General features: G+C 70.5%; 23 protein-coding genes and 1 pseudogene. 14 read left to right on the top strand and 10 right to left on the bottom strand.

Translation table 11 applies throughout. The annotated features are described in order from the left end of the window. Positions 1–5 precede the first annotated feature (5 nt). The 6 genes and pseudogenes from CCN39_RS10460 to nicT all read left to right on the top strand — a co-directional run bounded on the left by CCN39_RS10460 (position 6) and on the right by nicT (position 7,952). Positions 6–1,605 (top strand): annotated as a pseudogene (locus tag CCN39_RS10460) (glycoside hydrolase family 3 protein). Then, complete coding sequence (locus CCN39_RS10465) at positions 1,602–2,864, top strand: exo-beta-N-acetylmuramidase NamZ family protein (protein WP_086840765.1); 1,263 nt, start codon at positions 1,602–1,604, stop codon at positions 2,862–2,864. Before CCN39_RS10460 ends, CCN39_RS10465 begins: the two are co-directional and overlap by 4 nt. Positions 2,865–2,911: 47 nt before the next feature. Further along, positions 2,912–4,642, top strand: a complete 1,731-nt coding sequence (locus CCN39_RS10470) for a serine hydrolase domain-containing protein (protein WP_086840766.1) — start codon at positions 2,912–2,914, stop codon at positions 4,640–4,642. A gap of 238 nt (positions 4,643–4,880) precedes the next feature. Then, the gene (locus CCN39_RS10475; RefSeq protein ID WP_434781099.1) at positions 4,881–5,855 is read left to right on the top strand and encodes a MurR/RpiR family transcriptional regulator; all 975 of its coding nucleotides are present in this window, start codon (positions 4,881–4,883) and stop codon (positions 5,853–5,855) included. Between the two features lie 24 nt (positions 5,856–5,879). Then, positions 5,880–6,809 carry an N-acetylmuramic acid 6-phosphate etherase gene (locus tag CCN39_RS10480; RefSeq protein ID WP_086840768.1) on the top strand — a complete coding sequence of 310 codons (930 nt, stop codon included), beginning with the start codon at positions 5,880–5,882 and terminating at the stop codon, positions 6,807–6,809. 54 nt (positions 6,810–6,863) lie between these two features. Further along, positions 6,864–7,952 (top strand): Nickel transporter NicT, encoded by a 1,089-nt coding sequence (gene nicT / locus CCN39_RS10485; RefSeq protein WP_086840866.1) that lies wholly within the window; start codon positions 6,864–6,866, stop codon positions 7,950–7,952. 26 nt (positions 7,953–7,978) lie between these two features. On the opposite strand, the gene CCN39_RS10490 is transcribed toward nicT, so the two are convergent. The 3 genes from CCN39_RS10490 to CCN39_RS10500 are packed head-to-tail and all read right to left on the bottom strand — an operon-like array spanning position 7,979 to position 9,775. After that, on the bottom strand, positions 7,979–8,509 hold the full coding sequence (locus CCN39_RS10490) for a hypothetical protein (protein ID WP_143264002.1): 531 nt from the start codon (positions 8,507–8,509) through the stop codon (positions 7,979–7,981). A 49-nt stretch (positions 8,510–8,558) separates the two neighbouring features. Continuing rightward, positions 8,559–9,281, bottom strand: a complete 723-nt coding sequence (locus tag CCN39_RS10495; protein WP_086840772.1) for a Fic family protein — start codon at positions 9,279–9,281, stop codon at positions 8,559–8,561. Next, on the bottom strand, positions 9,278–9,775 hold the full coding sequence (locus tag CCN39_RS10500) for a phosphoribosyltransferase (protein ID WP_086840774.1): 498 nt from the start codon (positions 9,773–9,775) through the stop codon (positions 9,278–9,280). The genes CCN39_RS10495 and CCN39_RS10500 overlap by 4 nt, the downstream gene beginning before the upstream one ends. Positions 9,776–9,888: 113 nt before the next feature. Between CCN39_RS10500 and CCN39_RS10505 the strand changes: the two genes are divergently transcribed. From CCN39_RS10505 to CCN39_RS10515, 3 genes are all read left to right on the top strand, one after another. Then, positions 9,889–10,491: a GNAT family N-acetyltransferase gene (locus tag CCN39_RS10505; protein ID WP_086840776.1), complete on the top strand. Its 603-nt coding sequence runs from the start codon at positions 9,889–9,891 to the stop codon at positions 10,489–10,491. 100 nt (positions 10,492–10,591) lie between these two features. Further along, positions 10,592–12,574, top strand: a complete 1,983-nt coding sequence (acs, locus tag CCN39_RS10510; protein ID WP_086840778.1) for an acetate--CoA ligase — start codon at positions 10,592–10,594, stop codon at positions 12,572–12,574. Between the two features lie 142 nt (positions 12,575–12,716). Continuing rightward, positions 12,717–13,190, top strand: a complete 474-nt coding sequence (locus CCN39_RS10515) for a DUF6319 family protein (RefSeq protein ID WP_086840779.1) — start codon at positions 12,717–12,719, stop codon at positions 13,188–13,190. A gap of 55 nt (positions 13,191–13,245) precedes the next feature. Here the strand turns inward: CCN39_RS10515 and CCN39_RS10520 are convergent, their stop codons facing one another. After that, complete coding sequence (locus CCN39_RS10520) at positions 13,246–13,599, bottom strand: cupin domain-containing protein (RefSeq protein WP_086840781.1); 354 nt, start codon at positions 13,597–13,599, stop codon at positions 13,246–13,248. A gap of 119 nt (positions 13,600–13,718) precedes the next feature. Here CCN39_RS10520 and CCN39_RS10525 point away from each other — a divergent pair, with 119 nt between their 5' ends. Then, positions 13,719–14,447 carry a VIT1/CCC1 transporter family protein gene (locus CCN39_RS10525; RefSeq protein WP_086840783.1) on the top strand — a complete coding sequence of 243 codons (729 nt, stop codon included), beginning with the start codon at positions 13,719–13,721 and terminating at the stop codon, positions 14,445–14,447. Here the strand turns inward: CCN39_RS10525 and CCN39_RS10530 are convergent. Then, positions 14,444–15,901, bottom strand: coding sequence for a peptide MFS transporter (locus CCN39_RS10530; protein ID WP_086840785.1), 1,458 nt, complete (start codon positions 15,899–15,901; stop codon positions 14,444–14,446). The two genes, CCN39_RS10525 and CCN39_RS10530, sit on opposite strands and share 4 nt — an antisense overlap. A 191-nt stretch (positions 15,902–16,092) precedes the next feature. Here CCN39_RS10530 and nhaA point away from each other — a divergent pair, with 191 nt between their 5' ends. Genes nhaA through CCN39_RS10545 form a run of 3 tightly spaced genes read left to right on the top strand, consistent with a single transcriptional unit; the run spans position 16,093 to position 18,746 of the window. Beyond that, the gene (gene nhaA, locus CCN39_RS10535; RefSeq protein ID WP_086840787.1) at positions 16,093–17,280 is read left to right on the top strand and encodes a Na+/H+ antiporter NhaA; all 1,188 of its coding nucleotides are present in this window, start codon (positions 16,093–16,095) and stop codon (positions 17,278–17,280) included. Positions 17,281–17,322: 42 nt separating this feature from the next. After that, complete coding sequence (locus CCN39_RS10540; protein ID WP_086840789.1) at positions 17,323–17,814, top strand: phage holin family protein; 492 nt, start codon at positions 17,323–17,325, stop codon at positions 17,812–17,814. Between the two features lie 5 nt (positions 17,815–17,819). Next, positions 17,820–18,746, top strand: a complete 927-nt coding sequence (locus tag CCN39_RS10545) for an alpha/beta fold hydrolase (RefSeq protein WP_086840791.1) — start codon at positions 17,820–17,822, stop codon at positions 18,744–18,746. Here the strand turns inward: CCN39_RS10545 and CCN39_RS10550 are convergent. Continuing rightward, positions 18,733–19,821 (bottom strand): FAD-dependent monooxygenase, encoded by a 1,089-nt coding sequence (locus CCN39_RS10550; protein WP_086840793.1) that lies wholly within the window; start codon positions 19,819–19,821, stop codon positions 18,733–18,735. The two genes, CCN39_RS10545 and CCN39_RS10550, sit on opposite strands and share 14 nt — an antisense overlap. 110 nt (positions 19,822–19,931) lie before the next feature. Between CCN39_RS10550 and CCN39_RS10555 the strand changes: the two genes are divergently transcribed. Beyond that, positions 19,932–20,813, top strand: a complete 882-nt coding sequence (locus CCN39_RS10555) for a TetR/AcrR family transcriptional regulator (RefSeq protein WP_086840796.1) — start codon at positions 19,932–19,934, stop codon at positions 20,811–20,813. On the opposite strand, the gene CCN39_RS10560 is transcribed toward CCN39_RS10555, so the two are convergent. Genes CCN39_RS10560 through nth form a run of 4 tightly spaced genes read right to left on the bottom strand, consistent with a single transcriptional unit; the run spans position 20,810 to position 23,973 of the window. Further along, entirely contained in the window at positions 20,810–21,994 is a 1,185-nt protein-coding gene (locus CCN39_RS10560) for a MarP family serine protease (protein WP_086840798.1), read from the bottom strand. The genes CCN39_RS10555 and CCN39_RS10560 overlap by 4 nt on opposite strands. Before the next feature lie 4 nt (positions 21,995–21,998). Next, positions 21,999–22,697: an NUDIX hydrolase gene (locus tag CCN39_RS10565; protein WP_086840800.1), complete on the bottom strand. Its 699-nt coding sequence runs from the start codon at positions 22,695–22,697 to the stop codon at positions 21,999–22,001. Then, on the bottom strand, positions 22,694–23,293 hold the full coding sequence (locus tag CCN39_RS10570) for a TlpA family protein disulfide reductase (protein WP_086840802.1): 600 nt from the start codon (positions 23,291–23,293) through the stop codon (positions 22,694–22,696). Before CCN39_RS10570 ends, CCN39_RS10565 begins: the two co-directional genes overlap by 4 nt. Continuing rightward, positions 23,290–23,973, bottom strand: a complete 684-nt coding sequence (nth, locus tag CCN39_RS10575; RefSeq protein WP_086840804.1) for an endonuclease III — start codon at positions 23,971–23,973, stop codon at positions 23,290–23,292. Before nth ends, CCN39_RS10570 begins: the two co-directional genes overlap by 4 nt. Positions 23,974–24,187: the final 214 nt, after the last annotated feature.

Here is a 24,187-nt window from a genome sequence, read left to right on the forward strand (position 1 = left end):
CGAGCGTGAGCGCGGACGCGCAGGCCGAGGCCGCGGCGACGCAGGCGCTCCGGGGGCTGACGCTCGAGCAGAAGGTCGGGCAGCTGTTCGTCACCTGGGTGAACGGCAAGACCGCCGACGAGGTCAACCCGAAGAACCAGACGGACTTCGGCGTCGACACGCCCGCGCAGGTCATCCGGAAGTACCACCTCGGCGGGGTCATCTACTTCAACAACGACTCGCGGGACAACTTCGACGACCCCGTGCAGGTCGCGAAGCTGTCCAACGGCCTCCAGAAGGCCGCCCTCACGAGCGGGGCGCACATCCCGCTGCAGATNNGCGCGCCGGCCACCGAGTTCCCGAACGCCATGGCCATCTCCGCCGGGCGGGACACGAACCGCGCGACGCAGGCCGCCACCATCCTCGGCCGCGAACTGCGTGCCGTCGGCATCAACCAGGACTTCGCGCCCGATTCGGACGTCAACTCCAACCCGGTCAACCCGGTCATCGGCGTCCGGTCCTTCTCCGGGCGGCCCGGGCTGGCCANNCAAGCACTTCCCCGGGCACGGCGCCGCGCCGACCGACAGCCACACCGGGCTGCCCCGGATCGACAGCACCGAGGCGCAGTGGCGGGCCACCGACGTGCCGCCGTTCAAGGCCGCGATCGCGGCCGGCGTCGACTCGATCATGAGCGCGCACATCCAGTTCCCGAGCCTCGACCCGTCGCTCGAACCCGCGACGCTGTCCAAGCCGATCATCACCGACCGCCTGCGCAACGAGCTGGGCTACAACGGCGTCGTGATCACCGACTCCCTCGAGATGGAAGGCGTGCGCAAGCTGCACGGCGACGCCGAGATCCCGGTGCTCGCCCTGAAAGCCGGCGTCGACCAGCTGCTCATGCCGGTGCACCTCGAACTCGCGATCAACTCGGTCCTCGCCGCCGTCAAATCCGGTGACATCCCGATGCGGCGGATCGACCAGAGCGTGCTGCGCGTGCTCAAGCTCAAGTTCAAGCGCGGCATCCTGTTCTCGCCGTTCGTCGACGCGAACAAGGTCATGAAGACCGTCGGCACGCCGCCGAACCTCGCGACCGCCCAGGACATCGCCGACCGCGGCATCACGGCCGTCGCGAACGACGCCGGTCTGCTGCCCCTGAAGCAGAAGCCCGCGACGACGCTCGTCACCGGCTGGGGCGTCTCCACGACGGCGACCCTCGCGCAGAAGCTGACCGCCCACGGCACGGCCGCGACGGCCTACCAAACCGGCCAGACCCCGACGGACGCGCAGGTCGCGCAGGCCGTCGCCAAGGCCCAGGCCGCCGACCTCGTCGTCGTGCTGACGAACAACATCGCCACCTACCCGCTGCAGACCAAGCTGCTCGACGCCCTGCAGGCCACCGGGAAACCGGTCGTAGCGGTCGCCGCGCAGATCCCGTACGACGCCGGCTACCCGAGCGCCGTCCGGACCTGGCTGGCCACCTACGGCTACATCGGGCCGACCCTGGAGGCGCTGGCCAAGGTGATCCTCGGCGAGACGAAACCGGTCGGGAAGCTGCCGGTCGACATCCCGGCGGGAGCCGACGTGCAGACCGTGAAGTACCCGTTCGGTCACGGGCTGACCTGGTGACCCTCAACCGGCGCCACTTCCTCGGCGCGAGCGCGCTCACCGTCCCGATGCTGGCGGGCGGCTCCACGGTCGCCGCAGCCCAGCCCGGACAAGCGGCGGAGCAAGGTCACAGCCGCGTCCTCACCGGCGCGGAACAGCTGGCCGCGCAGGGCTGGCGCACCCTCGAGGGCCGCAAGCTGGGCGTGCTGTCGAACCCGACCGGCGTCCTGCTGAACGGCGACCACATCGTCGACTCGATGGTCGCCGCCGGGGTGAAACCGGTGGCGGCCTTCGGCCCCGAACACGGCTTCCGCGGCAGCGCGCAAGCCGGTGGATCCGAGGGCGACTACACCGACCCGCGCACCGGGGTTCCGGTCTACGACGCGTACGGCGTCGACGCGACGAAGCTCGCTTCGCTGTTCACCAAGGCGGGCGTCGACACGGTCGTCTTCGACATCGCCGACGTCGGCGCGCGCTTCTACACCTACATCTGGTCCCTCTACACCGCGATGGTGGCCGCCGCGAAGGTCAATGCGGCCCTCGTCGTGCTCGACCGGCCGAACCCGCTCGGCGGCCGGGCGGCCGGGCCGGTGCTCGACCCGAAGTTCGCCTCCGGGATCGGGCGGCAGCCGATCGCGCAACAGCACGGCATGACCGTCGGCGAGCTCGCGCGCTTCTTCGCCGGAGAGTTCCTGCCGGACGAAGAAGTGAAGCTCGACGTCGTCCAGGTGCGCGGCTGGCGGCGCGACACGCTCTTCGCCCAGACCGGGCTGAACTGGGTCCTGCCGAGCCCCAACATGCCGACGCCGGACACCGCGCTCGTCTACCCGGGCACCGGGATGTTCGAAGGCACGGTGTTCTCCGAGGGCCGCGGCACCACCCGGCCGTTCGAGATCGTCGGCGCGCCCGGGCTCGACTGGCGCTGGCGCGAGAAGCTCGAGGACCTCGCCCTGCCCGGCGCCCGGTTCCGCGAGACGTACTTCGTCCCGACGTTCAGCAAGTTCGTCAACCAGACGTGCGGCGGCGTGCAGCTCAGCATCAGCGACCCCCGCGCCTTCGACGCGATCCGGACCGCCGTCGCCATGCTCGTCACGGCGAAGGCCGTGCACCCGGACGTGTTCGCCTGGCGCCCCGACAACTACATCGACAAGCTGTCCGGGTCCGACCGGCTCCGGACCATGGTCGACGCCGGCGCGGGCGTCGACGAGGTCACCGGCGCCTGGCGGGCCGAGCTGGCCGAGTTCGACCGGAGACGCCGCCACTACCTGCTCTACCGCTGAGGGGGAGACTCGTGCGTGCTAGGAAGGTCCTCGTCGCGGCCACCGGAGTGCTGGTCGCGCTGACCACGTTGACCGTGTCGGACTCGGGAGCCAGCGCCATCACCAGCCACGATCCGGCGGCCGGCCGCTTCGACCGGCCGCAGCACGGGTTCGCCCCGCCGTGGACGACGCTGCGCGACGGCTGGCCCCAGGACGTCGGCCTCGACCCGGCGCCGCTCGAGGCGGCCGAGGACTTCCTGGCGAGCTGGACCAAGCCGGACGCTTCCGGGCACCCGCACTTCTCCGGCGCGGTCGGCCTGCTCGCGCACGACGGCGTGGTCGTCGACCGGTACGCGGTCGGCGGCGCGCTGCGGTACGCCGACGCCAAGGGCACCGAACTGCCCGCCGACCAGCAGGTCCCCATGAAGAACGACACCATCTTCGACATGGCTTCGATCTCGAAGCTGTTCACCTCGATCGCCGTCCTGCAGCTCGTCGAACGCGGGCAGTTCACCATCGACACCCCGGTGAGCCGCTTCTTCCCGGAGTTCGGCACCGGCGACAAGGCCGCCATCACCGTCAAGATGCTGCTCACGCACACCTCCGGCTTCGACGCCGACCCGATCCCGTCGCTCTGGGCGGGCTACCCGGACATCCCGGCGCGCCGGCAGGCAGTGCTCGACAGCCCGCTGAAGAACAAGCCGGGCACGACGTACCTCTACTCGGACATCAACCTGCTCACGCTGGGCTTCATCGTCGAGAAGCTGACCGGGCAGTCCCTCGACAAAGTGGTCCACGACCGGATCACCGCCCCGCTCGGCATGACCGACACCGGGTACAACCCGCCCGCCGCCAAGCTGGGCCGGATCGCCGCGACGGAGTTCCAGGCGAACCCGCCGCGCGGGATGGTGCGCGGCAGCGTGCACGACGAGAACGCGTGGTCGCTCGGCGGCGCCGCCGGGCACGCCGGCGTGTTCAGCACCGCCGGCGACATGGCCACCCTCGCCCAGGCGATCCTCAACGGCGGCAGCTACCGCGGGCACCGGATCCTGCGGCAGGAGACCGTCCGGCAGATGCTCACGAACTACAACCAGCAGTTCCCGGACGACTCGCACGGCCTCGGCTTCGAGCTCGACCAGCCCTGGTACATGGGCGCGCTGGCGTCGCCGGTCACCGCCGGGCACACCGGTTACACCGGAACGACGCTGGTCATCGACCCGGAGTCCCGATCGTTCGCGATCCTGCTGACCAACCGGGTGCACCCGAGCCGGAGCTGGGGTTCGATCAACACCGCCCGCCAGGTCTGGGCGACGTCGTTGGCGCGGGCCATGGCGGTCCGGCCGGTGGCCGGGAGGGACGCGTGGACGAGCACGCTCGGTAACGCCGGCGTTGCTACGCTGAGTACCCAGGCTTTTACTACGCATAGTGATCAAGCGCGCGTCTCGTTCTCCGCCTTCGTGGACACCGAGGGCAGTAGTGATCCACTTCAGCTGCAGGCCAGCACCGACGGCGTTAACTGGCAACCGATCGCCCTATCGGTTTCGGGACCGGGGGCACCCTCCGGAATCGTGACGTCGCTCTCCGGGCACGGGCACCGCGCCTGGTGGAAGGCGGTGGGCACGCTGCCGCAGGGCGCGTCGGTGAGCCTGCGCTGGCGTTACAGCACCGATCCGAGTTACACGGGACGAGGAGTTTCGGTGGACGGTGTGAAAGTCACCGAGAGCGGCGGATCACTCCTCGACGGTGAACGAACCCCCGGCGTTTTCACTGCGGAGGGTTGGCAGTTGACCTCTCGGTGACCGATCGGTCGCCGAATGTCCACCACAAGCCGGAATTAACCGTCCGCTTGCCGCTTGCACCGCGACACTAAGTTGCCAAGTCGTTAGCTTGACCTCGTTAACAAGGTCGACCTGGTTGGCGACTTTCTGGTCAGTGATTAATCGCAAATCCAGATCCGCAGACACGGACGGGTTGCGATCCGACCGAAGGGTGTGGGTAGCCTTGTCGCAAATGCCAACGGTTAGTAACTTTCCGACGGTGAGTGATACCGAATCCGTAGTCGGCACGGCACCGTCCGAGCCCGTATCGGTCCAGACAGCCGTGCGGGACGCCGACGCCAGTCCGCTGGTGCGGATCCGGTCCCTGCTCCCCGGCCTGGCCCGCGCCGAACAGCGCGTGGCCAAGGTGGTGCTGGAAGACCCCGCGTCGGTGGCGCGGCGCAGCATCACCGAGGTGGCCCTGGCCGCCAACACGAGCGAGACCACGGTGACCCGGTTCTGCAAGGCGGTGGGCGTCGGCGGGTACCCGCAGCTGCGCATCGCGCTGGCCGCGGACACCGCGCGCACCGAGGCGCGCACCACGCGCAACCTCGGCGGCGAGATCGGCCCGGAGGACGACCTGGCCGCCGTGATCGGCAAGGTCAGCTTCGCCGACGCGCGGGCCGTCGAAGAGACGGCCGACCAGCTCGAAGTCGCCACCCTCGAGCGGGTGATCGAGGTCGTCGCGAACGCCGGCCGCGTGGACGTCTACGGCGTGGGCGCCAGCGCGTTCGTCGCCGCCGACCTGCAGCAGAAGCTGCACCGCATCGGCCGCGTGTGCTTCGCGTGGTCGGACACGCACATCATGCTCACCTCGGCCGCGGTGCTGAGCCCCGGTGACGTCGCGATCGGCGTCTCGCACACCGGCGCGACCACCGACACCGTCGAGGCGCTGCGCGTGGCGCGCGAGCACGGCGCGGTCACCATCGCCGTGACGAACTTCCCGCGCTCCCCGATCACCGAGGTCGCCGATCATGTTTTGACGACCGCGGCCCGGGAAACCACGTTCCGTTCGGGAGCGACGGCGAGCCGGATCGCCCAGCTCACCGTCATCGACTGCCTGTTCATCGGCGTCGCGCAGCGGCACATGGACGCGTCGGTCAGCGCGCTGGACGCGACCAGGGACGCAGTCGGATCGCACCGCTTGGGGGTCAGGCCGGACGGTCGTCGCCGTCCGCGGGAAACCGGCAAGTAGATGACCGGAGAAAAAGTGAGGCGCATGATGACCGTCCCCGTGCAGGCGGTGCACGTCGATTCGCCGACCGAGACCCGCAATCCCCGCACCAAGGACATCGACCTGATGTCCACCGCGGGGATCCTGGGCGCGATCAACGCCGAGGACCGCACGGTCCCCGGTGCCGTGGCCGCGGTGCTGCCCCAGGTGGCGCACGCGGTCGACTACGCGGTGGACGCCCTGCGGGCCGGGGGCCGGGTGCACTACGTCGGCGCGGGCACGTCCGGGCGGCTGGCCACCTTGGACGCGGCGGAGCTGGTGCCGACGTTCAACGTGCCGGGCGACTGGTTCATCGCGCACCACGCCGGCGGCGAGCGCGCACTGCGGCACGCCGTCGAAAACGCGGAGGACGACTCGGCGGCCGGCGCCGCCGAGATGGCCGCGATGGTGCAGCCCGGCGACTTCGTGCTGGGCCTGACGGCGTCGGGCAGGACGCCGTACGTGCTGGGTGCGCTGCTGGCGGCGTCGCGCCAGGGCGCCCGGACCGGGCTGGTCTCGGGCAACGCCAAGGCCGCGAAGCCGGCCGGGGTGGACGTGCTCATCGCCGTCGACACCGGCCCGGAGGCGATCGCCGGCTCGACCCGGATGAAGGCGGGCACGGCGCAGAAGATGATCCTCACGTCGTTCTCCACCGCGACGATGATCAAGCTGGGCCGGACCTACTCCAACCTGATGGTCAGCATGCGGGCGACGAACGCGAAGCTGCGCGGGCGGACCATCCGGATCCTGCAGGAAGCCACCGGCATGACGATGGCGGACTGCTCGGACGCGCTCACCGAGGCCGGGGGCGACCTCAAGGTGGCGCTGGTGCACTTGCTGTCCGGCGAGGACGTCAAGAGCGCCGCGAAGGCTCTGCACGCGTCGGGCGGGCACGTGCGCAAGGCGCTGGACCTGGTCAGGGTCCGGGCGAGCTAGACCTCTATCTGTTCATCTGCTTAACCTCTCAGATGAGAGGGAAGGCGGGTGGGCATGGCGGGCAAGACGGAGGACTCGCGACGCAGGCTTTCGCGTCGCGAGTGGGTGTCGATCGGCGGGATGGGCGGAGTCATCCTGCTGCTGAACGTCGTGGGCTGGGGCGTGCTCACGGCGTTCGTCGCACCGCACCACTACGCGCTGGGCGCGTCCGGCGTGTTCGGGATCGGGCTGGGTGTCACGGCGTTCACGCTCGGCATGCGGCACGCGTTCGACGCCGACCACATCGCCGCGATCGACAACACGACCCGCAAGCTGATGGGCGACGGCCAGCGGCCGCTGTCGGTCGGGTTCTGGTTCTCCCTCGGGCATTCCACGATCGTCTTCGTGCTGTGCCTGCTGCTGTCGGTGGGCGTCCGCGCGCTGGCCGGCCAGGTCGAGGACGACTCGTCGGCGTTGCACCAGGCGACCGGCGTGATCGGGACGTCGGTGTCCGGGGTGTTCCTGTACGTGATCGCGATCCTCAACCTCGTGGTGCTCGTCGGAATCCTGCGGGTGTTCCGGCAGATGCGCCGGGGCGAGTTCGACGAGGCCGCGCTGGAGCACCAGCTGGACAACCGCGGCGTCATGAACCGGCTGCTGCGCGGCGCGACGAAGGCCGTGCGCAAGCCGTGGCACATCTACCCGGTCGGGCTGCTGTTCGGGCTGGGCTTCGACACCGCGACCGAAATCGGGCTGCTCGTGCTGGCCGCGGGCGCGGCGACGTTCGCGCTGCCCTGGTACGCGATCCTCGTGCTGCCGATCCTGTTCGCCGCCGGGATGAGCCTGTTCGACACGGTGGACGGCTGCTTCATGAACTTCGCCTACGGCTGGGCGTTCGCGAAGCCGGTGCGCAAGATCTTCTACAACATCACGGTGACCGCGCTGTCGGTCGCGGTGGCGCTGCTCATCGGCACCATCGAGCTGGTGTCGATCCTCGCCGAGAAGCTGGACATCACGTCCGGGCCGCTGGCCGCGATCGCTTCGGTGGACCTGGACTACGTCGGGTTCGGGATCGTCGGGCTGTTCGTGGTGACGTGGGTCGTCGCGCTGGCGGTGTGGCGGTTCGGGCGGATCGAAGAGAAGTGGTCGGCGAAGCTGTCCTGAACGCGACGGCCAGTGCTCCACTCAGCTCACGGGGCGGAGATGGTGAGGGTCGTCGGGCCGGTGAGGCTCCCGATACCCGCTCCGGCGCACGCGAGCGCGTTCGGCGTCACGAGCGTGGCCACCTGGACCGCGCTGCCCGGCGCGTACCGGCCCGCCGTGATCAGGCCGGTGTTGGTGACCACGACCTGGCCGGCGACCACGGTGGTGGTGAAGTTGTAGGTGAAGGTGGTCGGCGCGGCCAGCGGGTTGCCCCACACGTACGTGCGGGACGTCGAGCCCGCGTTGAGCAGCGTCGTGCACGAGACCGTGTCGGTGAACACCTGCGTGTAGGACGCGGTGGCGGCCTGGGGGTCGGTGCAGAGGGGGAAGACTCCGGTGAGCACCCCGTTGACGAGCCGGGGCGTGTTGGTGATCGGCGGGTCGTAGGTGACCGCCCAGGTGCCGGTGCAGGACTGGACGGCGGCCTCGGCGTGCGCCGGCCCCGCGGACGCCAGCACGCCGCCGGCCGCGGCGAACACTGCCACCAGGAGAGCACCGCAGCTGCGCAACCGGTTCATACCGGTAATAGACCACGAACAAGAACGGCCGACTACCGCCGTTTCGGTATCAGGAAGCCGCGTCCGAAATGCTCTTCGCTTCGCGCGCACCGGCTTCGAACGCTTCACAGCAGAAGAGCAGCCACGCGCGTACGCCCTCCGGCGTTCCGCTCGCGAAGCCCTCCGCAGCCTCGAGGTAGCGAGGCACCCGGCGGAAGAACGCCACCTCGGGCACGCTCAACGACTTCGGGTCCAGGCCCGTGGCGACCATCGTCAGCCGCGCGGCCGCCCGGGCCACGACGCCGTCCGCGCTGCCGAAGGGCTTGAGCGCCAGCAGTTCCCCGTGCACGACCGCCGTCAGGACCGGTCCCGGCACCGACGTCGCTCCGGTCACCAACTGGGCGAGCAGTTCGAGGCGGCCGCCACCGGAATGCGGGCGCCCCAACGCATCCAGGTCTTCGACGAGATCCGCCGCGGCCAGGACGTGCAGGCGCGCCAACGCCTGCAGCGGCGCACGGCGCCACGTCGGCAGCAGCGATTCCAGTGTCTCCGCGACGCGCAGGGCGCCGGCGAGGACCGGATCGGCGACCGCGCCGTCGGCGGGCAGTTCCGGGTTGGCGCCTTCGATGCCGGCCGACGCGCGGGCGGCGCGCACGGACGCTTCCGCCGCCGTCGCCGCGCCGCCGCGGAGGTTCGCCGGGAGGCGGTGGACCGCGAACACGGCGTCCTGCGCGGACTTCGCCGCCGCCGCGACGCCTTCGAGGTCGAGCAGGGGCTTCAGCGGGTCGCTCATGCGTCGAGCACCTGTCCTTCGCGGGTGACCACGGGCGGCAGGACCGACCACGGGAAGTTGATCCAGCGATCGGTGTGCCGCCAGACATACTCGCACTTCACCGTCGAGTGCGGCTTCTCGTAGACGACGGCCGAGCGGACCTCGGCGACGTGCTCGAGGCAGAAGTCGCGGACCAGCTTGAGGGTGGCACCGGTGTCGGCGACGTCGTCGGCGATCAGCACCTTCTTGCTCGTGAGGTCGACGACGTTGGGCACCGGCGGCAGCATCACCGGCAGGTCGAGGCGCTGGTCGACGCCGGTGTAGAACTCGACGTTCATCACGTGCAGGTTCTTCACGTCGAGCGCGTAGCCGAGGGCACCGGCGACGAACAGGCCGCCGCGGGCGATGGAGAGGACGAGGTCCGGCGCGAAGCCGTCTTCGGCGATGGTGTGAGCCAGTTCACGGCTCGCCGTGCCGAACAGCTCCCAGCTCAGCTCTTCCCGCTCTTCGCCCATCGAGCCCGTCCTTCCGTCGTGGTCCGCCGAGCATAGGCAACCCGGAAGTGGCCTCTGAAAATGATCAGAAATTGGCTATCCTGAGCAGCCACTGGCCGATCTACCGTGGCCGTGTGACCGACTGGAGCACCCGACCGACCCTGTCCGGCGCGCACGTCCGCCTGGAGCCGCTGTCCCCCGAGCACGCCAAGGGACTGCTGGAAGCCGGCGCCGACCCGGGCATCTGGGCGTGGCTGAGCAGCCGGCAGCCCGAGGACCTCCCCGCCGCCGAGCGGCTGGTCGAGGATGCGCTCGCCGACCCCGACCGCCGTCCCTTCGCGCAGATCGACGCCGCTTCCGGCCGGGTCGCCGGGACGACGTCGTACTACCAGGTCGTGGCGAAGCACCGGATCCTGTCGATCGGGCACACCTGGATCGGCGCGGACTGGCAGCGCACCGGGCTGAACACCGAGTCGAAGCTGCTCCTGCTGACGCACGCGTTCGAAACCCTTGGCGCGCAACGGGTCGCCTGGGAGACCGACATCCGGAACCTCCGTTCGCAACGCGCCATCGAGCGGCTTGGCGCGCTTCGCGAAGGCGTCCTGCGGGCCCACCGGATCCGGCCGGACGGGTCGTCCCGCGACACCGTCCTCTATTCGATGCTCGCGCCGGAATGGCCGGCCGCCAAGGCCCGGCTGAACGAACGCTTAGTCACCGGGGCTCGCCTGGCACGGTGAACCGGCCGGGCAACGTGGGTGCAACCTTTTACAAGGCGGACTAACGTCGCTAGCGTGCCGCTAGCCGTCATGTCGGCGCACTACAGGAGGCCTTGCAACCATGACCGAGCAGTCCCCAGCCCTGGACAACCTGCTCACCGAGAGCCGCACCTTCCCGCCCGGTGACGAATTCGCTGGCCAGGCCAATGCGAAGGCCGATCTCTACGCCGAGGCGGACGCCGATCGCGAAGCGTTTTGGGCCAAGCAGGCGGAGCGGCTGACGTGGGACACGAAGTGGACCACGGTACTGGACTGGACCAATGCGCCCTTCGCGAAGTGGTTCGTCGGCGGCAAGCTGAACGTCGCCTACAACTGCGTCGACCGGCACGTCGAGTCCGGGCACGGCGACCAGGTCGCGATCCACTGGGTCGGCGAGCCGGGCGACACCCGGGACATCACCTACGCCGAGCTGAAGACCGAGGTTTCCAAGGCCGCCAACGCACTCGCGTCGCTGGGCGTCACGGCCGGCGACGTCGTGGCGATCCAGCTGCAGATGGTCCCCGAGGCCATCTTCGCGATGCTCGCGTGCGCGCGGATCGGCGCGCTGCACAGCGTCGTCTTCGGCGGCTTCTCGCCGACGGCGCTGCGGGCTCGCGTCGACGACGCCGCCGCGAAGATCGTGATCACCTCCGACGGCCAGTTCCGCCGCGGCAAGGCCGCGCCGATGAAGGCCAATGTCGACGAAGCGCTCGAAGGCGCCGAGACCGTCGAGAAGGTCATCGTCGTGAAGCGCACGGGCGACGAGCTCGAGGGCGAGGTCCCGTGGACCGACGGCCGCGACCTGTGGTGGCACGAGCTCGTCGACGGACAGTCCGAAGAGCACACTCCCGAGGCGTTCGACAGCGAGCACCCGCTGTTCATCCTGTACACGTCCGGCACGACCGGGAAGCCGAAGGGCATCCTGCACACCTCCGGCGGCTACCTGACGCAGACCGCGTACACGCACCACAACGTCTTCGACCACAAGGCCGGCGAGGACGTCTACTGGTGCACCGCGGACATCGGCTGGATCACCGGCCACAGCTACATCGTCTACGGCCCGCTCGCCAACCGCGTCACGCAGGTCGTCTACGAAGGCACGCCGAACACCCCGCACGAGGGGCGGCACTGGGAGATCATCCAGAAGTACAAGGTCTCCATCTACTACACGGCGCCGACGCTGATCCGCACCTTCATGAAGTGGGGCGCGGAAATCCCCGAGAAGTACGACCTGTCGACGCTGCGGGTGCTCGGTTCGGTCGGCGAGCCGATCAACCCGGAGGCGTGGATCTGGTACCGCGAGAACATCGGCGCGGGCAGGACGCCGATCGTCGACACGTGGTGGCAGACCGAGACCGGCGCGATCATGATCTCGCCGCTGCCGGGCGTCACCTCGACCAAGCCGGGCTCGGCGCAGAAGGCGCTGCCGGGCGTGTCCGCGAAGGTCGTCGACGACACCGGCACGGAGGTCGGCCACGGCGGTGGCGGCTACCTGGTGCTCGACAAGCCGTGGCCGTCGATGCTGCGCGGCATCTGGGGCGACGAGGAGCGCTACCGGGACACCTACTGGTCGCGCTTCAAGGATCAGGGCTTCTACTTCGCCGGCGACGGCGCGAAGTACGACAACGACGGTGACGTCTGGCTGCTGGGCCGCGTCGACGACGTGATGAACGTGTCCGGCCACCGCATCTCGACGACCGAGGTCGAGTCGGCGCTGGTCTCGCACCCGACGGTGGCCGAGGCCGCGGTGGTCGGCGCGACCGACCCGACGACCGGCCAGGGCATCGTCGCGTTCGTGATCCTGCGCGGCAACGCCGTCGACGGCGGCGAGGAGGCCATCCAGGCGCTGCGCAACCACGTGGCGAAGGAGATCGGGCCGATCGCGAAGCCGCGGCAGATCATGGTCGTGCCGGAACTGCCGAAGACGCGCTCGGGCAAGATCATGCGCCGCCTGCTGCGCGACGTCGCGGAGAACCGGCAGGTCGGCGACGTCACCACGCTGGCCGACTCGTCGGTGATGGACCTGATCTCGTCGGGCCTGCAGTCGGGCAAGTCGGAGGAGTGAGCTAGCGTTCTCCCGTCAGAGCCCTTCCGGCTTCGCGCCGGAAGGGCTCTGTCATGACACCCCCGAGTGGCACGAGTCGAACGCATGTTCTACGCTGTGCCGCGAACCACACCCACTTCCCGGGCAAGGAGACGACACGACGATGACCGTGGATGTCCTGACGCACGACGAGGAAACGGCCGAGGCTCCGGTTTCGACGCCGGAGGTTTCCACCGACGAGGCGGCCGTCACCGAGTCCGCGTCCCCGGCCCCCTCGGAGGACTCGCCCGAGCCCGCCGCCGAGGAGGCCCCGAAGCCCAAGCGCGGCCGCCCGAAGGGCGCGGCGACGGCGTCGACGGCGAAGAAGACCCGCACGGTCGAACTGATCCTCACGGTCACCGGCACCGCCGACGGCGAGTGGCAGGCCGAGCTGAAGAACGGTTCGAAGTGGGTCGCGAAGGGCCTCGAGATCCCGGCCGCGGCGGTGTCGCGGGCGGCGAAGGAGCTGCACAGCGACCTGTCCGGCCCGATCGACGAGGTGATCAACCAGGCCCGCGAGGCGCAGGCGGCCAAGGTCGCCGCACTGGAGGCCGAGCTCGAGAAGGCCAAGCAGGCCCTCGCCGAGCTGGACGCCTGAGGCTTCACTCCAGGAAACGCCCGGTCCGCTTTGCGCGGGCCGGGCGTTTCCGCTTTCAGGCGATCGGCGGACGGCCCGGCAGCGGTGACTTGAACTCCACCCACATCGCGTCCGTCAGCGCCTCGACGTGGTGGGCCACCCCGCGCGGGTGCACCACCGAATCGCCCGGTTCGAGGACCGCCTCCACGCCGTCCACCGTGCCCCGCAAGCGGCCCGACAGGACGTAGACGATCGAGTCGTGGTCGTGCGCGTGTGGGGGTGACGACACGCCCGCCGGGTAGTGGATCAGGTACGCCAAGCCGCTCGGTGCCCGCTCCAGGAGGCGGTACCGGCCCTCGCCGCCGAGCAGGGGCGCGCCCTCGACCTTGACCAGCGGTTGCCACACCTGCTCTTCCATGCCGACCATCATGACCCAGAACGGCTGAGAGTCCACACTGGACCGGCTTAGGTAAGGCATGTGTTAATTAGGCGCACCTGACAAAAAGAGCAAGTCTCGCCACGATTCCGCTTCCGTGTTTCACTGGTCCGGTGACCGAAACCATCGACGGTGACGCCGTGGAGCACACCCACGAACCACACCAGGGTGTCGGCGGGAAACTGAACTGGCTGCGGGCCGGGGTGCTCGGAGCGAACGACGGCATCGTGTCCGTCGCCGGCATCGTCGTCGGCGTGGCCGGGGCGACCACGGAAAGCACCACGATCCTCACCGCCGGAATCGCCGGGCTCGTCGCCGGCGCCTTTTCCATGGCCGGTGGGGAATACGTTTCCGTGAGCACCCAGCGCGACACCGAACAGGCCCTGCTCCGGCTCGAGAAGCAGGAACTCAAGACGATGCCGGAGGCCGAGGAGCGCGAGCTCGCCGAGATCTACGAGGACAAGGGGCTCTCGCCGGACCTGGCGAGCCGGGTCGCCCGGGAACTGACCGAAAAGGACGCCCTGCAGGCGCACGCGGAGGCCGAACTCGGCATCGACCCGGACAACCTGACCAGCCCGTGGCAGGCCGCGTGGGCGTCGCTGCTCGCCTTCTCCATCGGCGCGCTGCTGCCGATCCTGTCCATCGCCTGGGCCGGCGTCTCCCTGCGGGTGTGGGCGTGCGCGGCCGCGGTCGTCGTCGGCCTCACGCTGACCGGGTGGGTCAGCGCGAGGCTCGGCGACGCGAACGTGGGGCGCGCGATCGTCCGCAACGTCGGCGTCGGCGCCCTCACCATGGTCGTGACCTACTTCGTCGGGGTGATCTTCGGAGTCACCGTGGGCTAGTGGACGCCCTTCATCAGCTTGCGGATGAACGGGATGCCGAGGAACAGCAGCACGCCGACACCGATGGCGACCAGGCCGACCGTGCTGAAGTACGGCGCCTCGTCGTCGACCGAGTAGTACTCGGCGAGCTTGCCGGACATCGCCGTGCCGAACGAGATCGACAGGAAGTTCAGCGCCACCATCTGCGTCCGGAACGCTTCCGGCGCGAGCTTCGTCGACAGCGACAGCCCCACCGGGGAGAGGCACAGCTCGGCGATCGTGAACACGAACAGGATGCCGACCATCGCGAGGATCGGGCTCGCGTTCTTCCCGCTGCCCACCATCGGCAGGAACAGCAGGAACGCCGCGCCCATCAGCACCGTGCCGAGGACGAACTTCATCGGCGTCGACGGCTGCCGCTCGCCGAGCTTCGTCCACAGCGCCGCGAGGACCGGGGCGAAGACGATGATGAACACCGGGTTGATCGAGTTGACCCAGGACACCGGCATCTCCCAGCCGAACAGGCTCCGGTTCAGCCGCTGGTCGGTGTAGGCCGCGACGACCGTGAACTGCTGCTGGTACAGCGAGAAGAACACCGCGCTGGCGATGAACATCGGGATGAAGGAGAACACCCGGCTGCGCTCGACGGCGGTGATCTTGCCGCTGGTCAGGATGACGAGGAAGTAGACCACCGAGATCACGCCGACCACCCACACGACGACGTCGGCGAGGTTGCCCGGGTTGACGACGCCGGTCAGCACCAGCGCCAGGACCGCGGCCACCAGCAGGAGGGCGGCGCCGATCGCCAGCGCGCGCTGCGACGACGGCAGCGGGTTCGGCACCTCCTTGGCCTTGTCGCCGAGGTTCTTGCGGCCGAAGGTGTACTGGGTCAGGCCGAGCGCCATGCCGATCGCGGCGAGGCCGAACCCGAGGTGGAAGCCGACCTCGGTCTGCGCCAGGCCGGTCAGCAGCGGACCGACGAAGCCACCGAGATTGACGCCCATGTAGAAGATCGTGAAGCCCGCGTCGCGCCGCTCGTCGCCCTCGGCGTAGAGCGTGCCGACGATCGCCGTCGCGTTGGACTTCAGCCCGCCGCTGCCGACCGCGACGCACACGAGGCCGACGCCGATGCCGGCCAGGCCCGGCAGCAGGGCCAGGCTGAGGTGGCCGATCATGATCAGCACGGCGCTGTAGAACAGCGTCCGCTCGGAGCCGAGGAGGCGGTCGGCCACCCACGCGCCGATGACGGCCGACAGGTAGACCAGGCCGCCGTACGCGCCGACGATGCCGAGCGCGGACTCCTGCGCGAGGCCCAGACCGCCCTGTTCGACCTTGTAGTAGAGGTAGATCGGCAGGATGCCGAGCATCCCGTAGTAGGAGAACCGCTCCCACATCTCGACGCCGAAGAGGTTCGCCAGTCCTCGTGGGTGCCCGAAGAACCTCGTGTCCTGCTGGACCTCGGTTGAGGTGCTCACAACTCTCGTCTTCCTTTGGGTAGGGACTTCGTTGTCGATTGGCATGGTATGAGCCCACCGCGTGACCCACCACCGGCACGACGTGTGGCGGCGGTCATGACAATGCGTGACAAAGGACCGGTAAACTGGACTCAAGGTGCGCCGGGAAGCCTGGTCGGCAACAGTGATCAGCGACCCCTGGAGCCGCCCCGATGACCCGCCCGTTCAGCGAATTCGCCCGCTACCTGCGCACCGAAACGACCGGCGGGCTCATCCTGCTCGGCGCGACGGCGGTCGCGCTGCTCTGGGCCAACTCGCCGCTGCGGGACAGCTACCACGCGCTGCGCGACTTCCGGCTCGGCCCGGAATTCCTGCACCTGAACCTGACGCTCGGCGACTGGGCGAAGGACGGCCTGCTCGCCCTGTTCTTCTTCGTCGCCGGGCTGGAGCTCAAGCGCGAGCTCGTCGTCGGCGAGCTGTCGCGGTTCAAGCAGGCGGTGCTGCCGGTGGTCGCCGCGATCGGCGGCATGGCCGTGCCCGCGCTCGTCGCCTTGGCCGTCGGCTGGGGGACGCCGGGAATCGAACGGGCCTGGGCGATCCCGGTCGCCACCGACATCGCGTTCGCCCTCGGCGTACTCGCGCTGACAGCGTCGAACCTGCCGTCGAGCGCGCGGGTCTTCCTGCTTTCCCTGGCCGTGGTGGACGACCTCGGCGCGATCATCGTCATCGCCGTGCTGTTCACGACGGGCTTCGACCTGGTCGCGGTGGCCGTCGCCGTCGTCGCGCTCGCCCTCTACGCGTTCCTGCAGCACCGCCGAGTCCGGACGCCGTGGCTGTACGTCCCCTTGGCGCTGGTCACCTGGGTCGCGGTGCACTCGGCGGGCGTCCACGCCACGATCGCCGGCGTCGCGCTGGGCCTGCTCACCCGCGTCCGCACCGACGACGGCGAAGCGGAGTCGCCCGCGCTCCGGCTCGAGCACCGGCTCCAGCCGTGGTCCGCGGCGCTCGCCGTGCCGGTGTTCGCGCTGTTCGCGGCCGGGATCTCGGTCAACGCCGACGCGCTCGGCGCGGTGTTCACGACGGCGTTGCCGCTCGCGGTCCTCGCCGGGCTGCTCGGGGGCAAGGTCGTCGGCATCCTCGGCGCCAGTGCGCTCGCCGTGAAGCTGCGAGTGGCGGAGAAGCCGCGCGGGATGGGCTGGCGGGACCTGGCGGCGTTGTCCGTGCTCGGCGGGGTCGGGTTCACCGTGAGCCTGCTGATCGCGGAGCTCGCGCTGCCGGGGGAAACGAGCGAACTGGCGAAGGCCGCGGTGCTGATCGCGTCGGTGACGGCGTCCCTCCTGGCGGCGGCCTTGCTACTCCGTCGCAGCAAGGTTCATGCGCGAATCTCCGACACACTGTGAGTCCGCCGCGCCCGCATAAAGGACACATGGCACGATGACCCGGTGAGCAGCCCCAAGCACGAACGCATCGGCCCCGACGGCGTGGGGGCCGTGCCTTACCTCCCGCTGTCCTCCGCCACCGACGTCCCCGGCGACCAGTCGATCGGCCGCCTGGTCGGCGACGCGACCCAGCACATCTCCACCCTGGTCAGGGCCGAGATGGAGCTGGCGAAGTCCGAGCTGGTCGGCGAGGTGAAGAAGGGCCTCAAGGGGGCCGTCTTCTTCCTGATCGCGCTGACGGTCTTCCTGTACAGCACGTTCTTCCTGTTCTTCTTCGCGGCCGAGGGGCTGGCCGAGTGGGTGCGGTACCGCTGGATCGCGTTCGGCATCGTGTTCGTCCTGATGCTGCTCGTCGCGGCCGCGGCCGGGTTCCTCGGCTACCGCAAGGTGAAGAAGTTCAAGGCACCCGAGCGGACCATCGCCAGCGTCAAGGAGACCGCCGCCGCGCTCAAGCCGCAGCGCGCGCCCGAAGCCGGCTTGACCACGCGCGACTGAAGTCGTTGCACGCGTCCCCCGACCCGTCGATCGTCCGGCTCGACGGCCCGTGGGTCCACCGCGACGTGTCCGCGAACGGCATCCGCCTGCACGTCGCCGAGCTCGGCGACGGGCCGGTGGTGCTGCTGCTGCACGGGTTCGCGGAGTTCTGGTGGACCTGGCACCACCAGCTGAAGGCACTGGCCGACGCCGGGTTCCGCGCGGTCGCCGTCGACCTGCGCGGCTACGGCGACTCGGACAAGCCACCCCGCGGCTACGACGCGTGGACGCTGGCCGGTGACGTCGGCGGCCTGATCAAGTCGCTCGGGGCGCGCCGCGCCCACCTCGTCGGGCACGCCTGGGGCGGCATGCTCGCCTGGACGGTCGCGGCGCTGCACCCGCGGCTGGTGTCCTCGGTGACGGCGATCGGCGCGGCCCACCCGCTCGCCCTGCGCTCGGGCGCGGCCCGCCCGTGGCGCGGCCAGGGCCGGGCGGCCGGGCACCTCTTCCGCTTCCAGCTGCCGATGGCGCCGGAGAAGTGGCTGGTGAAGGACGACGCCCAAGCCGTCGAGGACCTGTTCGGCAGCTGGGCCGGCCGGCGCTGGCGGTCCACTTCGGACTTCAGCGGCAGCGTCGAAGCGTTCCGGCAGGCGATGCTCGTGCCCGGGGTCGCGCACAGCGCGCTCGAGTACTACCGGTGGGCGTTCCGCGCCCAGTTCCGCGGCGAAGGCCGCCGGTTCACCGACGCCGTCGGCACCCGGATCGCGGCGCCGACGCTGCAGCTGCACGGCGCCGACGACACCTGCATCCTCCCCGAAACGGCGCTGTCGTCGACGCGCTGGGCGGGCCCGCACGCCGAGCCGGAGATCTGGCCGGACGTCGGGCACTTCCCCCACCTCGAGGTGCCGGACCGCACGTCGGCGGCCCTGGCGGGCTTCCTCAAGCGAGACTGATGGCGTTCTTCGCCCGCTCCACCGACTCCTCCGACGCCGGTCCTTCGGCGTTTTCCGTGGCCAGCGCCTGGTTGAGGTCGACGAAGGGCCGCATCCGCCGTTCGTAGGCCGCGAAGGCCTCTTCGCGCGTGGCCCGGCCGAGTTCCTGCGCGAGGACGTACGCGCCGACCAGGGCGAGGCTCGTCCCCTGCCCGGACAGCGCCGAAGCGCAGTAACCGGCGTCGCCGACCAGCACGACCCGGCCCGCCGACCAGTGGTCGAGGTGGATCTGGGCCATGGCGTCGAAGTAGAAGACGTCCGCGGCAGCCATCGCTTCGAGGAGCTTCGGCACCTCCCAGCCGATCCCGCCGAGGCGCTCGGTGATCAGCCGCTTCTGCTCCGGGACGGTCATCCGCGGCAGCGGTTCCGAGCCGAAGCCGAGGGTCACGCGGAGCTCGGTGTTGCCGCGGACCGGGTAGATCGCGCCCCCGGTGTGCTCGTGCCGGAACCAGACCTGCCAGTCCTCGAGCCCGAGGAAGTTGGCCGTCGGGAAGATCGCCAGGTACTGCCCGAGGTGGCGGGTGAAGTCCGCTTCCGGGCCGAACGCCAGCCGCCGCACGACCGAGTGCAGGCCGTCCGCCCCGACGACCAGGTCGAACGTCCGGGAACCGCCGCGCTCGAACTCGACGCGCACCCCGTGCGCCTCTTCGGTCAGGGCGGTGATCGAGTCGCCGAAGACGTACTCCACGCCGGGCGCCTCCAGCAGCATCGCGACGACGTCGTCCCGCAGCAGCTCGAAGTCCGCGCTGTCGAGCCGTCCGCTGCTGAAGGTGTGCTCCTCCGAGCGGAACAGCTCGTGGCCGTCGCCGTCCACCATGGACATGCCCCGCATCCGCGTCCGCAGCGCGCGCATCCGGTCGCCGAGCCCCAGCTCGTCGACGACGTCGAGCGCGACCCCGCGCACGTCGATCGCCTGGCCGCCGGTGCGCGGGCCGGGCGAGCGCTCCACCACGGTCACCGCCCAGCCCGCGCGCGCCAGGAACCAGGCCAGGGTGCCGCCGGCGATGCCGGCGCCGGAGATCAGGACGTTCCGCATTGTTTCCTCCAGGGTCGTACGCTTGTACGCTCCACTGTGGAGAACAGCCAGCTCTGCGGCTATTTCTGTACTAGTACAGATGGCCACCTGTACTAGCTCAGGAGTCAGCCGTGAAGTACGTGGCCATCGCCGACGAACTGCGGGAGCGGATCGCGCGCGGCGAGCTCCCGCCGGGCGCGCGGGTGCCCTCGACCCGGCGGCTCGCGGCCGACCACGGTGTCGCACTGGCGACCGCGGCCAAGGCGCTGGCCCAGCTGAGCCAGGAAGGCGTCGTGCGCGCCGAGCCGCGTTCCGGCACGGTCGTCGCCGAGCGGGACCGCCGCGGCGGTCAGCGCGGCCTGACCCGCGAGCGGCTCGTGCGGACCGCGATCACCATCGCCGACACCGAAGGCCTCGGCGCGCTGTCCATGCGCGGCGTCGCGGCCCGCCTCGGGGTCGCGGCGATGGCGCCGTACCGGTACGTGCGGGGCAAGGACGAGCTGGTGCTGCTCATGGCCGACACGGCGTTCGGCGAGCGCGGCTACCCGGCCGAGCCGTCCGGCGACTGGCGAGAGCGGCTGACGCTCGGCGGCCGCACCCTCTGGTCGCTGTTCCGGCGCCACCCGTGGCTGGCGCAGCTCGGGCCGATCACCCGGCCGCTGCCGCTGCGCAACCTCGCCGTGCACGGCGAGTGGGCCCTCTCGGCGCTGTCCGAACTGGGCGTCGACGCCGCCACGCTGTGCGACCTGCACGTCCTGTTCTTCGGCCACATCCAGGGCATGGCGGTCCACCTCGAGCGCGAGCAGAGCGCGCTGGCGTCGTCCGGCCTGACCGAGGACGCCTGGATGGACCACCAGGGCCCCGCGGTGGCGGCGATGGCGGCCGGTCACCCGACGTTCACCAGGATGCTCGCCGAGCTGACCGAGACCGGCTACGACCTGGTGCTGGACGACATCTTCGAGCTGGGCATGCGGGCCCTGCTCGACGGCTTGGCGCTGCGGTTCGGGTGTTAGGCGGCGCAGGAGCCGGTGGACACGTTCGCCGACTGCGAGGGCGCCGCGTCGACCTCGGCGCGGACCTGCTCGGCCGTCAGCGTGAAGCCGGTCTCGGGGTCCTCCACCGCCGCGCCGAAGACGACGCCGATGACCTTGCCGTCCGGGGTCACCATCGGGCCGCCGGAGTTGCCGCTGCGGATCTCGGCGCGGACCGTGAAGACGTCCCGCTGGACGGTGTTGGCCTCGTAGATGTCCGGGCCGCGCAGGTTGATCCGGCCGCGCACGCGCGCCGGCGTCGCCCGGTACGGGCCGTCGAGCGGGTAGCCGAGCACGATCGCGCTGTCGCCCGCCGACGCCGTCTCGGGCGCGAACTGCAGCGGCTCGGCCTTCAGCCGCGGCACCGCGAGCACCGCGATGTCGACCTCCGGGTCGAAGTAGACGACGCGGGCCGGGTAGTCGCCCTGGGTGGTCTCGATGCCGACGGTGTCGGTGCCGGCCACGACGTGCGCGTTCGTCATCACCCGCTGCGGCGCGATCACGAACCCGCTGCCCTCCAGCGACCGCGAGCACGAGCTGGCGGTGCCGCGGATCTTGACCACGCTGCCGTGCAGGTCCTGGACGATCCCGCTGCGCTGCAGCGCGGGGTCCGGCGGCGAGGTGTCCGCCGTCGGCGCCTTCTGGAACGGGTCCACGATGGACGGGAAGCCGGACGCGTCGAGCAGCTTGCGCAGCTGGCTCGGGAAGCCCTGGGCGGCCTCCGGCATGGCCTCGTTGACCTTGCCGAGCACCACCGAGTTGTTGATCGCCTTGGCCAGCCCGGGCAGGCCGGACACGGTCGTCAGCGGCGTCGCGATCAGCCACGCCACCACGAACACGACCAGGGCCTGCACGACCGCGCCGAGCGTCTTGTCGATGCCGGAGAGCTTGTCCGGGTTGATCTTCTGCCGCAGCCGGCGGCCCACGTAGACGCCGATCGCCTCACCGAAGGCGACCAGGAACACGACCGTCGCGACGGCGAAGGCGACCTTCCAGACCGGGTCGTCGAAGAACGAGACCACGACCGGCGCGAGCTTGATCCCGGCGATCGCCCCGAGCACGACACCGACCAGCGACGGCAGGGCGATGATCACCCCCTGGAACGCGCCGGACACGGCCGCCAGCAGGGCCAGCAGCAGCACCAGCACATCGACCCAGTTCACCGCGTCAGTCCTTCCCTGCGAGCCGCGCCTGGAACGCCGCGAGCGCCTCGTCCAGGTCCCGGACGTCGCCCGAGTCCCATTCGCGCTCCCAGCCTCCCAGGCTCAGGAGCACCGACAGCAGCCCGGCGGTGAACCCCCACACGAACAGGCCGCCGACCTCGAACGCGGGCCCCTTCCAGGGCGCTCCGGCCTTCTTGACGGTGAACCGGTTGGCCGGGTCGACCAGGTCGGCGATGGCCACGCGCGCGACGGACGCCGTCTCGGCCGGGTCGACCGCGTGCACCGGCGACGGCTCGGCCCAGTGCGCCAGCACCGGCGTCACGGCGAACCCGGACACCGGGACGAACAGTTCCGGCAGCACCGCGACCGGCCGGACACCGGAGGGGACCACGCCGGTCTCTTCTTCGGCTTCGCGCAGCGCGGTGCCGATCGGGCCGCCGTCGCCCTCCTCGGCGCCGCCGCCGGGGAAGGCGACCTGCCCGGCGTGCGAGCCCAGCGTGTCGGCGCGGCGCTGGAGCAGGATGTCCGGCTCGCCGTCGGCCTCGCGCTCGCCGAAGAGGATGAGCACCGCGGCCGGGCGCGGGTAGGCGTCCTCGGGCGGGCTGAACCGCGTGAACGTCCGGGAATCGACTTCGCCGCTCACCTTGACCAGCGGCCGGAGCCACTCGGGAACCGACTCCGGTTCGACCAGTGGTCCGATCACGATGCCCCCTCGACTGCCGCGTGCACCTGGTCAGTGTTCCCGAAGGTCGGTGGGTTCGCGATGAACCGGACCTCGCCGGCCGCGGTGACCAAGTAGGACGCCGGAAGCCGCGGCGGCACCTTCAAGGCGGCCCGGACCGGGCCGGTCTGCCCGTTGCCGTCGTACACCGACGGCAGGTGCACGCCCAGCTTCGCCAACAGGTCCAGGCCGTCCTTCGCCGGGCTCTGCACCTGGACGCCGAGGACGCGCACGGCACCCGGCTGCTTCGCGTACTCCTGGAGCACGGGCAGCTCGGTCCGGCACGGCTCGCACCACGACGCCCACACGTTGACCAGCACCGGAGCGCCGGCGAGGGCCTTGCCGACGTCGACGCTCGCGCCGTCGCCGAGGCAGTCCGCCGTGACGCCTTCGAGCTGCTTCACCGGCTGTGCCGACGCGGGCGCCGGGCACGGCTGGAGCGCCGCGGCGGACCGGGCGGGCCCGAGGTCCCCGGACGGCTTCGCGGCGGTGTCGTCACCCCCGCGCGGCAGCAGCGCGACGATCAGGGCCACCGCCAGCACGGCGGCGGCCACGGCCCACTTGGTGACTCTCGTCACCGGGGCGCCGCCAGCGCCAGGATGTGGTCCTTTTCGACGCCTTTGACCAGCTTCGCGGCTTCGTCGAACCCGGTCGGGCCGGTGCCGTACGACGGGCAGTCCTTGGCCAGCGGGCAGGCACCGCAGGCCGGCTTCTTGGCGTGGCAGACGCGCCGGCCGTGGAAGATCACCCGGTGCGAGAGCATCGTCCACTCCCTGCGGGGGATCAGCTCGCCGACCGCGTGCTCGACCTTGACCGGGTCCTCCTCCGCCGTCCAGCCCCAGCGCCGGACCAGCCGGCCGAAGTGGGTGTCGACGGTGATCCCCGGCACGTCGAAGGCGTTGCCGAGGACGACGTTGGCGGTCTTGCGGCCGACGCCGGGCAGGGTGACCAGGTCTTCGAGCTTGCCGGGGACCTCGCCGTCGAAGCGCTCGACCAGCGCCGCGCCGAGGCCCATCACGGAGTTCGCCTTGGCCCGGTAGAAGCCGGTGCTCCGGAGGTACTCCTCCAGCTCGGTGCGGTCGGCGCCCGCGTAGTCGGCCGCGGTCCGGTAGCGCTTGAACAGCGCGGGCGTGACGAGGTTCACCCGGACGTCGGTGGTCTGCGCCGACAGCACGACCGCGACCAGCAGTTCCAGTGGTGTGGTGAAGTCGAGCTCGCAGTGGGCGTCCGGATACACGTCGTCGAGGCAACGCTTCATCCGCCTGGCGCGTCTCACCAGAGCTAACCGGCTTTCACCAGCGCCCTCACGGGGGGCGTTCGTGGTGGCAGGTGGCACCCCGATAGCCTACGGGCGCCGTCGGACGAGCCGGTGACTGCACCGGTGGACGACCGACACGCCAGAGCACCACCTCGGCGCGTTTTCCGGCCGCCATGAGCGAGGATCTGGAGTAGATGCTTTTCAACGAGTGTTT

This window comes from Amycolatopsis kentuckyensis, from assembly GCF_002155975.1.
GTDB classification, from domain to species: Bacteria; Actinomycetota; Actinomycetes; order Mycobacteriales; family Pseudonocardiaceae; genus Amycolatopsis; species Amycolatopsis kentuckyensis.

Bases quoted from the DNA above. Each gene is read 5' to 3' on its own strand.
- CCN39_RS10480 (WP_086840768.1), top strand. From the start codon at position 5,880: ATGATGACCGTCCCCGTGCAGGCGGTGCACGTCGATTCGCCGACCGAG.
- nicT (WP_086840866.1), top strand. From the start codon at position 6,864: ATGGCGGGCAAGACGGAGGACTCGCGACGCAGGCTTTCGCGTCGCGAG.
- CCN39_RS10490 (WP_143264002.1), bottom strand. From the start codon at position 8,509: ATGAACCGGTTGCGCAGCTGCGGTGCTCTCCTGGTGGCAGTGTTCGCC.
- CCN39_RS10495 (WP_086840772.1), bottom strand. From the start codon at position 9,281: ATGAGCGACCCGCTGAAGCCCCTGCTCGACCTCGAAGGCGTCGCGGCG.
- CCN39_RS10500 (WP_086840774.1), bottom strand. From the start codon at position 9,775: ATGGGCGAAGAGCGGGAAGAGCTGAGCTGGGAGCTGTTCGGCACGGCG.
- acs (WP_086840778.1), top strand. From the start codon at position 10,592: ATGACCGAGCAGTCCCCAGCCCTGGACAACCTGCTCACCGAGAGCCGC.
- CCN39_RS10515 (WP_086840779.1), top strand. From the start codon at position 12,717: ATGACCGTGGATGTCCTGACGCACGACGAGGAAACGGCCGAGGCTCCG.
- CCN39_RS10520 (WP_086840781.1), bottom strand. From the start codon at position 13,599: ATGATGGTCGGCATGGAAGAGCAGGTGTGGCAACCGCTGGTCAAGGTC.
- nhaA (WP_086840787.1), top strand. From the start codon at position 16,093: ATGACCCGCCCGTTCAGCGAATTCGCCCGCTACCTGCGCACCGAAACG.
- CCN39_RS10550 (WP_086840793.1), bottom strand. From the start codon at position 19,821: ATGCGGAACGTCCTGATCTCCGGCGCCGGCATCGCCGGCGGCACCCTG.
- nth (WP_086840804.1), bottom strand. From the start codon at position 23,973: ATGAAGCGTTGCCTCGACGACGTGTATCCGGACGCCCACTGCGAGCTC.